Annotated in this window: 8 protein-coding genes; 5 read left to right on the top strand and 3 right to left on the bottom strand. The window is 73.3% G+C overall.

Going from position 1 to position 9,473, the window contains the following annotated elements; translation table 11 throughout:
- Window positions 1-291 precede the first annotated feature (291 nt).
- The gene (locus FHL80_RS10790; protein WP_138733419.1) at window positions 292-1,494 is read right to left on the bottom strand and encodes a serine hydrolase domain-containing protein; all 1,203 of its coding nucleotides are present in this window, start codon (window positions 1,492-1,494) and stop codon (window positions 292-294) included.
- Between the two features lie 285 nt (window positions 1,495-1,779).
- Here FHL80_RS10790 and FHL80_RS10785 point away from each other — a divergent pair, with 285 nt between their 5' ends.
- The gene (locus tag FHL80_RS10785) at window positions 1,780-2,913 is read left to right on the top strand and encodes a sensor histidine kinase (RefSeq protein WP_216870616.1); all 1,134 of its coding nucleotides are present in this window, start codon (window positions 1,780-1,782) and stop codon (window positions 2,911-2,913) included.
- A complete protein-coding gene (locus FHL80_RS10780; protein WP_138733417.1) occupies window positions 2,910-3,566 on the top strand; it encodes a response regulator in 657 nt (218 codons plus the stop codon). Before FHL80_RS10785 ends, FHL80_RS10780 begins: the two co-directional genes overlap by 4 nt.
- A 345-nt stretch (window positions 3,567-3,911) precedes the next feature.
- On the opposite strand, the gene FHL80_RS10775 is transcribed toward FHL80_RS10780, so the two are convergent.
- Window positions 3,912-6,857, bottom strand: coding sequence for an AfsR/SARP family transcriptional regulator (locus FHL80_RS10775; RefSeq protein ID WP_138733416.1), 2,946 nt, complete (start codon window positions 6,855-6,857; stop codon window positions 3,912-3,914).
- 67 nt (window positions 6,858-6,924) lie between these two features.
- On the opposite strand from FHL80_RS10775, the gene FHL80_RS10770 reads away from it, so the two are divergent.
- From FHL80_RS10770 to FHL80_RS10760, 3 genes are read left to right on the top strand one after another with little or no spacing between them, the layout of a single operon-like run.
- Window positions 6,925-7,254: a hypothetical protein gene (locus FHL80_RS10770; RefSeq protein ID WP_138733415.1), complete on the top strand. Its 330-nt coding sequence runs from the start codon at window positions 6,925-6,927 to the stop codon at window positions 7,252-7,254.
- A 37-nt stretch (window positions 7,255-7,291) separates the two neighbouring features.
- Window positions 7,292-8,002, top strand: a complete 711-nt coding sequence (locus FHL80_RS10765) for a DUF4386 family protein (RefSeq protein WP_138733414.1) — start codon at window positions 7,292-7,294, stop codon at window positions 8,000-8,002.
- Between the two features lie 38 nt (window positions 8,003-8,040).
- Window positions 8,041-8,604 carry a hypothetical protein gene (locus FHL80_RS10760; RefSeq protein ID WP_138733413.1) on the top strand — a complete coding sequence of 188 codons (564 nt, stop codon included), beginning with the start codon at window positions 8,041-8,043 and terminating at the stop codon, window positions 8,602-8,604.
- Between the two features lie 319 nt (window positions 8,605-8,923).
- Here the strand turns inward: FHL80_RS10760 and FHL80_RS10755 are convergent, their stop codons facing one another.
- On the bottom strand, window positions 8,924-9,241 hold the full coding sequence (locus FHL80_RS10755; protein WP_138733412.1) for a WhiB family transcriptional regulator: 318 nt from the start codon (window positions 9,239-9,241) through the stop codon (window positions 8,924-8,926).
- Between the last annotated feature and the right edge of the window lie 232 nt (window positions 9,242-9,473).

The raw sequence follows: 9,473 nt of genomic DNA, 5'->3' as shown, positions 1-9,473 counted from the left end.
GGGGTGGGGTGTTCCGGGAGTGCGCATGAGATGCCTCTGGGGAGTGCCCGCCGCCCGCGGTGCGGGTGGTCCTTGCGGGCCGTGGTCTGAGGTTGTCGGGCGCCTTGGGCCCGCCACATGTGCGGAAGCTCATCGGTTGCCGGGCGGGCCGCACGGCCGACCCCTGACACGTGTCATCGGTGGGGCCTGAGGCGGGACGCGTGGGAGGTGCTGGACCAGTTGAGCGGGATCACCGGGCGGTGCTTGGTGGCTTCGACCGTTGGTGAGCAACGGTCGAGGCCACCGATCCCGTCAACCCCTTGCGGCGGTGAGGGCCTCGATGGCCATGAGGGCCTGCGGTCCGGGGTTGTCGGAGTTCATCATCACCACGACCGATGCTCCGCTCTCCCGGTCGAACGCGATGAACGCGGAACTCGCGGCCCCGCTGCCCAGGTGGCCGTAGACGGTCACCTGGTCGGTGGCGTACAGCTCGAGCCCCAGGCCGTACTCGTGCCGGACGACGCCGAATGCCGAGTAGTCGGCGGCCGGGATGAACGCCGTCCATTCTGCCTGGCTCGCATCGGACAGCAGTCGGCCGTCGGCCAGCGCCTCGGTGTACGTCATCAGGTCCTTCGCCGTCGACTTGAGCGCTCCGGCCGCGCCTCCGAGCGAGGGGTCCCACCGATCAGTGAAGTCGACGAATGCGTCGCCCTCCAGGCCGTAGCCGGGCGCTTCGTGACAGGTCATCACTGCGGTGTGGTGCATGCGCAGTGGCTCGAGGATGCGCTCACGCACCTCTGCGGCCCAGGGGTGGCCGGTGACCTGCTCGACGATCTGGCCGAGCACCACGTAGTTGGTGTTGGAGTAGGCATGCGCCCCGCCCGGTTCCCCGGTCCGCCCGGCCGCCTCGGCGACGGCGATCAACTCTGCCGGCGTCCACACGCGCCGTGCGTCGTCCAGGACGGCGGGCTGTTCGATGTACTCACCGAGTCCACTGGTGTGCTGGAGGAGCTGCCGGGGCGTGATCCGGTCGGCGCCCGCGAGGTCGGGCAGGTAGCCGTCGATTCCGGCGTCGAGGTCGATGCGGCCTTCCTCGGCGAGCTGCAGGACGACGACGGCCACGAACGTCTTCGTGACGCTCCCGATCCCCCAGGGGATCCGCGGATCGACGACGCCGCTGTCCCCGCTCAGTTCCTTGGTGCCCGAGGTCACAGTGATGGGGGCTCCGTCCTTCTCCTGCAGGCGGAGGACAGCTCCGACGAACTCGTGGTCGGCGCGATGCTGCTCGAGGATGCTGGTCATCTTCCGGGCGAGGCCGGAGTCACGAGGGGACGTCGTCGAAGCGGCCGCGGCGGGGACGGTGGCGGCCGAGGCGCTGCGCTGATCGGCCGTCCCACACGCGGTGGCGACGCTCAGCGTGGCGAGCAACGCCGCTGCCGCCACGGTGTTCCGGTATCGAGTGGTGCGATGGTGCGCGGGCGGTCCGGCGATGGCCGGTGTCGTGTGGGTGGTCATGGTCACCGAGCTCCTGGCTTGATCCGACGAGTCCCTGGAATTGGGCTCGTCGCAGAGCCTGGGCCCGGGGGACGCCGGACATCGAGCCCCGCGCGGGGGCCGTGATCCGGCCCATCCGGGGTAGCCGACCGCCGGCCATGCCCCCGGCGGGGCACACCGGGATGCCCCACGCGGGGCATGTGCACCAGGCGCCGCCCGGAGCAAGATGGGCTCGTGCCCACCAGGGTGGTTCGACCGGGCGAACCGCGTGCTTCGCGCGGCGCCGTACGCCCGGCCCGCGGTGAGATGTGGCTGATCACCGGCCTGGCGGTGTGCTCCGCCTTCGCCGAACTCGTCCTGCCGGCCCAGGAGCCCTACCGGTCGCCCGGGGTGCCGGCAGCCGTGCTCGCCGCGGTGTCGGTGCTGTGCCTGCTGTGGCGCCACGTCGTCCCGCTGATCACGCTCGCGGTCACGTCGGCCGTCGTCGTCGGAACCGCGGCCTCCGGGCTCAGCGTGTGGCTCGTGCAATGGCCGACGTGGATCGGCCTGTTCACCTGCTTCGCGCTCGGTGACCGCCGCCTGCGGGCCGGGGGTTGCGCTCTGGCTGCCCTCGGCGTCGCGGGGTTCCTGGTGTTCGACCGTGGTGCCTTCGATCCGACGGCGCTGTTCAACATCGCGACGATCTTCGGCATCGCGGTGGTCGCCGGCGACGCGACCCGGTCCCGACGGACCGCCGCTGCGGCCACGGCGGGCAAGGAAGTGGCCGAGGCGCGCGAACGGGCCCGGTCGGCCGAACAGCTGCTGGTGGAGGAACGCGGACGGCTTGCCCGGGAACTGCACGACGCGCTCGGCCACGCGGTGACCGTGATCGTGCTGCAGGCCGCCGTGGGACGACGGGTCCATGCGCGGAACCCGGCGTTCGGGCACGACGCACTCGAGCGGATCGAGACGGTCGGTCGAGGAGCACTCAGCGAGCTCGACCGGATGCTCCGGGTCCTGCACCCGGGCTCCCAGGAGACGGACAACGCGTGGGTCGAGCCCTCGCTGGCCGATCTCGATGAGCTGGCCGCCGGGGTTCGGGCCGCCGGACGGGAGGTGCATGTGCACACCGGGCAGGTCCAGCTCAGCGCCAGCGCCGGCCGGACGGTCTACCGGATCGTGCAGGAGGCGGTGACCAACGCCGTGCGCCACACCACGTCCGGGATCGTCCGCATCGACGTCGACCAGATCGCCGACCAGGTCGTCGTGGAGGTCACCAACCCCATCGACAGCTCCGGGGACGGCCCGCCGGCTTCTGCCGACGGACGGGGACTGGTGAACATGGGCGAACGAGCCCGCCTGGAAGGCGGCTCCCTCGAGGCCGGGCCAGTCGCCGGGGATTTCCGGATACGGGCCACCATCCCCGCGCTGAGGATGTCCCCGTCAGGATCCCGACCGTGATCAGGGTCCTGCTCGCCGACGACGACGCCCTCGTCCGCGGCGGACTGCGAGCGCTGCTGGACGCCGAGCCCGACATCTGCGTGGTGGGCGAGGCGACCAACGGCCTGGACGCGGTGCGCGATGCCCGGACCTTGCGACCCGACGTCGTCTGCATGGACGTCCGGATGCCCCGGCACGACGGCATCTCCGCGACCCGGGAGATCATCGGGTGGGGCGAGCCCCGACCCCGCGTGCTCGTGCTCACCACGTTCGACACCGACGAGGTCGTCGACGACGCCGTCGACGCCGGCGCGGACGGCTTCCTGCTGAAGCGGGCCACCCCGGACGAGCTCATCACCGGCATCCGCACCCTCGTCGCCGGGGACGCGCTCGTCTCCCCGGCCGTCACCCGGCGGTTGCTGGCCGCCTACGCCGCTCGCCGGGTTCCCGACCCGGCCCTGCTCCGGCTGGCCGACCCGCTCACCGAACGTGAGGCCGATGTGCTGCACGCCCTCGCCGACGGTCTGTCCACCGGACAGATCGCCAGCTCCCTTCGAGTCGCGCCGGAGACCGTGAAGACCCATGTCAAGCGCATCCTCACCAAGCTCGGCGTGCACGACCGCACCCAGGCCGTGGTGTGGGCCTACCGCACCGGCTTCGTCGACCGGAGCTGAGCGTGCGCGGCGTCGTGTCCACTCGACAAGTCCTCGTCTGTCAGGTCGTGGGGTGGCGCCGAACCCTTCGTTCGGCCTTGTTGCTCCGGCGTCGGTCGCCACACGGCTACGCGGTCGCTCCGGCCGTCGCAATGCGTCCGCCCAGCCCATCGCGTAGTTCCAGGGGTGTGCGCGTACCGCCTCGGTCGGTCGCTCCATCAGGAGCACGGGGTGAGCCGGCTGGAGGCGGGGTCCGACCTCCCGCTCCGCGCACCGGACGTATCACCGCCTGACCGTCGACCGCTGCGGACGCTCCAGGGGGCGTCAGGACCGGGGGACGCGACCCCGTCCGCGGGCCGACTGGACCTACGGCGTGCGTCCAGCCCGCCAACTTCCCCGGGCGGGCGTCGGCTGCCGGAGGTCGCCCAGCGTGGCGGTGGCCAGCGCCTGCACCTCGCGGTCCCCGGTGCGCTCGGCGGCGTCGCGGATCGCTTGTAGGTCCTCCTGAGCGCCGGGCTCGCCGTCTTCGGCACGCATGGTGGCTCGCAGGCAAGCGGCGAGTGCGGCGCCCTCGCCGGCGCCGGACTCGGTGTACCAGTGATGGGCGGCGTCCAGCAGTGTGCGGGCCGCGGGTCGGTCGCCGGCGTCGCGGAGGACCTCCGCCTGGGCCACCTGGGCCAGAGCGAGCAGCCGTCGGTCGCCGGCGAGCTGGGCACCGGCGACCGCTCGGTGCAAGGTGTCCGCCGCGCCCGGGTCGCCGCCCTGGCGCTGGGCGCGTCCCAACTGCACGCGGTGCAGCGCGGCAGCTCCGCCGAAACCGAGCCGGTCCGCTGACTCCGCGGCGTACCGGTGGTGCCGTGCGGCGTCGGGAAGGCGTTGCTCGGCCTGCGCGATCCTGCCGAGCGCGCCCTCGGCGTGCAGCAGTGCCCAGATGTCCCCGAGCGGCCGCAGAATGACGATCGCCTCCTCGGATGCGGCACGTGCCCCCGATGTGTTCCCGAGGGCGAGGTGGGCGAAGGCCGCCAGAAGCAGGCTGCCGCCCTCTTCCCAGGTGGCCCCGGTGGCGGCGTAGGTCTCCCGGCAGTGCGCCAGGTCGGCCAGGGCCTCAGCCGCCCGACCCTCCAGGGGGAGGACGAAGCCGCCGTACCAGCGCGCCAGCACGGCCAGCGACGGGTCGTCCTCGGCGAGGACGGTGGCGCGGTCGAGGAGGGTCCGGGCCGGCGTGAGGTCTCCTGACATCGCCTCGTACCAGCTCTCCAGCAGCAGCGCGCGCACCTCGAGATCGCGCGGCGGTGAGTCGGCGCCCAGGCGCGCGGCGTGCAGCCGGCCGACCGCGGCCCCGTCATCGAGCAGCACCCACGCCCAGCCGAGGTCGACGGCGATCCGCAGGCCGGTGAGGGGATCTGTGGCATGGGCCCGGTGCAGGGCGGCGTCGATCGTCCCGCGCTCGGCCGCGGTCACAGCGACCTGCTCGGCCTGGGCGGGGCCCCGCACCGTCGCGGCGACGGTGGCGGCCAGCTGCACGGTCCAGCCGACGAGTGCGTCGGCCGCCGCACCGGTCACCCCGGCCTCGGCCGCGCGGTCGGCGGCGAAGGCGCGGATGCTGTCCAGCAGCCGGTATCGGGTTCCTCCCGTCCCGTCGACGTCGACGGTGACCAGTGAGCGGTCGACCAGACGGTCGACGATGTCGAGCGCGGAGGCGGAGGGCACGTCGAGTCCGCTCAGGACGTGCTCGAGGGCCGGCAGAGTAGCTCCGCCCGGGAACTGAGCCAGCGCCCACAGGCCGCGCTGGTCGTCGGGGAAGAGCAGGTCGTAGCTCCAGGACAGCGCTGCGGCCAGCGTGCGGCGGCGTTCCCGGCGGGTGGACGTCGGGTCGGCGAGCAGCCGGAACCGGTCATCGAGCCGCCGGATGATCTCGGGCACCGACATGATGCGCGTCCGCGCCGCGGCCAGCTCGATCGCCAGCGGCAGGCAGTCCAGCGCGCGGCACAGCTGCGACACGGCCGGCGCGGCATCCGCCGTCAGTAGGAACGAGGCCCGCCGCTCGGCGGCGCGCTGCCCGAACAGTGCCACGGCGTCGGCCTCCGGCAGCGGGTCGAGCGGGAAGACCAGCTCGCCGTCGAGCCCGAGTGGTCGCTGACTGGTCGTGAGCACGCGCACGCCCGGAGCGCCGTCGAGCACGGCGGAGACCAGGGCGGCGACGCCCTCCGCCAGGTGCTCGCAGTTGTCGAGGACCAGGAGCAGGTCGGCTCCCCGGAGGTCCGTGGCGACATCCCGGCGGGAGCCGTCCACTGCTGGCACGGCGTCCGCGATGGCCACCGGGACCTCATCGGCGGTCCGGGCGCCCTCGAGCCTGACCCACCATGCACCGTCCGGGGAGGTGTTCCGGCCGGCCGCCTCGACCGCCAGCCGGGTCTTGCCCACGCCCGCGGGCCCGACGACCGTGACCAGGCGGCTCCGGCCGAGGGCCCGCAGCAAGCCGGTCAGGTCCTCGACCCGTCCGGCGAGCGGCGTCGCGGGCACCGGGACGTTCCCCGGGCGGCGCGGCGCAGGAGCGGACCGGGCGGCCGGCGCGAGGCCCGGGTCGTGGGTGAGCACCTGGCGCTCCAGGGCTGCCAGCTCGGCGCCCGGGTCCACGCCGAGCTCGTCGGACAGGAGGCGCGCCACCCGCCGGCAGGCCGCCAGGGCATCCGACTGGCGCCCGGCACCGTAGAGAGCGGTGATCAGCAGCGCCCAGAGTCGCTCACGCAGGGGGTGGACGGCGACCAGGGACTCCAGCTCGCCGACGAGCTCGCCGCGGGCGCCCAGGGCGAGGCGCGCGGCCAGCTCGTCCTCGAGCAGCCGGACCCGGGTCTCCTCGAGACGGACGCGGTGCGGGAGCACCCACTCCGCTGCCCCCGCGGCCGGTAGGACCTCCGCGCCGAACAGCGCCAGTCCCTCCCGGCAGGTGACCGCTGCCGCGTCGGCGTTGCCTGCGGCCAGCAGCGCAACCCCCTCGTCGGCGAGCCGGAGGACGCGCAGCGCGTCCACCCGGCCCGGGTCGACGGCCAACGTGTACCCCTCGGGTCCGCCGGTCAGCGCAGCCGGGTCGCCCAGGGCCCGGCGCAACTGCGACACCTTCGCCTGCAGTGTGTTCAACCGGGTGCCCGTCGTGCCGGGCCACAACTCCTCGACCAGCCGCTCGGCTCGGACCGGACGACCGGCGTCCAGGGCGAGGCGCACCAGCAGCTCGGTGGTCAGGCCACTGGGTACCGGCGCGGACACCCCGTCGTGCCACATCTGCACCCGGCCCAGCACCGCGACGGTGAGCACCCGGCGAGCGTAGGGCCGTCAGCCCGTCATCAGAGCGTCGTCAGCCCTCCCGTCCAGGGTTCCCCACATGGCAGCCACTCGGGACCCGGAACAGCTGATCCGGGACCTCATCGCGGGGAGCGACGGCAGCAGCCACGCCCTCCGCGACGCCGCCTGCACCAGCCAGGACCCAGCGGTGCTCGTCGCCGCCGCCCTGATCACCCCCTCCCGGACGGAGCTGCTCGCCCGGGCTGCCGCGGCCGCCACCTGCAGCCGCGATCGCCAACTGGTCGCCGTCGCCACGGCTCACCTGTGCGGCGACCACGACCGCACCCTGCTGCTGGCCCGCGACCACCAGGCCGCCCACCCCGACTCCCTGCTGGTGGCCCACATCGCGGCGCTGTCCACCCGGCGCTGACCGGCACACCGATCCCGCCCAGACAAGGAACCCCGTCATGACACCGCGCCGCACCGCCGTCCTCATGATCACCGCAGCCGTACTCGTCAACGTGGCCTTCACCGGCCTCGGCGCCGTCTTCGGCTACCCCGACGTGCTCAAGCAGCCCGCCGACGACGTCCTCGCCTCCTTCCGCGATTCGCAGGCCTCCGTCAGCGCCTGGTTCATCGCCCTCGCCCTGGGGGCGGCGCTGCTCGCCCCCGTCGCGGTCGGCGTCGGCCGGCTCTCGGCATCGCGGCTCATGCGGTGGGCGGTGCCCGTCGGCGTAGCCGCCGCCGTAGTGCAGGTCGTCGGCCTGCTCCGCTGGCCGCTGCTGGTGCCCGGCTGGGCCGCCACGGCCGCGGGCAGCGACCCGGACGCGGCGGCCGGCGCCCGTGCGGCGTTCGGCACCGCCGACCGCGTGCTGGGCAACCTGGTCGGCGAGACCGGTGGCTATCTGCTCACCGCCGCCTGGACGGCTCTGGTCCTCGCCGCCCTCGGCACCGGGTTCGCCGGCCGCTGGTTCGTCGCCCTCGGCTCGGTGTCGGCCACGCTCGTCGCCGCCGGGCTGCTCTCACCCCTCGACCTGCCGCTGGTCGACACCGCCAACCTCGCCGGCTACGTGCTGTGGAGCCTGTGGCTGGTCGCTTTCGGCGCCGTCCTCATCCTGCGGCACCGCCGCCGGCCTGCCGTCCCCACTCTGCTGGCCGCTGCCGGTGTCAGGAGCTGACCCCCATGACCACCATCCGATCGTCGAGAGCATCCCGCGTGCGTACGTGGCTCATCTGGACCGTCGGGTTCCTCGCCTTTCCCCTCGCCGGGCTTGCCGGCACCGGAGTCGCCGGCCGCGTCGACGACCCGGTCGCCGCGTTCCTGGGCGGAGCCGTCGCCGGAGCCGTCATCGGCGCCGGACAGACGGTGGCCAGCCGGGGTCGGCTGGACATCCGCAGGTGGGTCCCGGCCACCGTGATGGGCATGGGTGCCGGGCTTCTCCTCGGCGCCGTCACCGTCGGCTACGACACCTCCCTGGCCGACCTGGCACTGATGGGCGCGCTCACCGGCCTCGTCCTCGGACCGGCGCAGGCCCTGGCTCTGCCCCGCGCCGCCCGCATGCGCTGGCTCTGGGCGGCGGCGATGCCCGCACTGTGGGCGCTGGGTTGGACCGCCACCAGCCTCGGCGGGATCGCCGTGGACCACCAGTTCACCGTCTTCGGCGCCTACGGCGCGATCACCTTCTCCGCCCTGTCCGGGCTGCTTCTTCCTCTACTCCTGCCCTCCCACGCCACGGGCGACTCCGCCGCTGACACGACACCGAGCGAGGCACGCGCATGAACACCACGACGCCGCGGCACGTCATCTTCGGCGCCGGGGCCATCGGCCTGGCGACGCTCGACGCCCTGCGTCGCCGGGGCGAGACCGCCCGGCTGGTCAACCGCTCTGGGCACGCCGCCCTCCCCGACGACGTCGAGGTCATCGGCGGCGATGCCCGCGCCCCCGCCTTCACCGCCGCCGTTGCTCAAGGCGCCGAGGTGGTCTACCAGACCCTCAATCCGCCCTGTCCGCAGTGGACGGCCCAGTTCCCTCGGCTGACCAACTGTCCGAGGAGGCGCATTCGGGTCCTCATGGGTGACAGCAGGAGGGAGCTACGGCCTCAACAGGGCTCCGAGGGGTTGGCGCGCCGCACCGCGCCGTCCGCCGCTCTCAGCCGAAACCGGCGGCGCTCGCGGTCGGACAATCCACCCCAGATGCCGAAGCGCTCATCGTTGGCCAGGGCGGAACGCAGGCACTCGATCCTCACCAGGCATCTGCGGCAGATGTTCTTGGCGTCCCGGGTGGACTCGCCCTTTCCCGGGAAGAAGGCGTCGGGGTCGACCTCGGCGCAGAGGGCCCATTCACGCCAGTCGTCGAGCCGCCACAACATGACCCAGGCGACGGCCGCGAGCGCGAGGACTTCGGCGGTGATCCACATCAGTTTCCTACCTGGATGCTGGAGAGGGACGGTCCCCGTGAGTTGCGGACACCGGGAGGCACGGACGTTTTTGGCTCCAGTGGGACATGAGCATGTTCCTTGACCAACGCCGTTTACAAGGTAAGGCCGCCCGCGGAGCAGTTACCCCGACGCCCGGTCGTGCAATCGAGCGACGCGACCTCCGATGAGCAGACTTTGCCCGGTGCTGGCGCTGATCAGTGAGTGGCGGTCT

It is taken from the genome of Modestobacter excelsi, assembly GCF_005930495.1.
In the GTDB taxonomy this organism is placed as follows: Bacteria; Actinomycetota; Actinomycetes; order Mycobacteriales; family Geodermatophilaceae; genus Modestobacter; species Modestobacter excelsi.
This window is presented reverse-complemented; position numbering and strand designations above follow the sequence as displayed.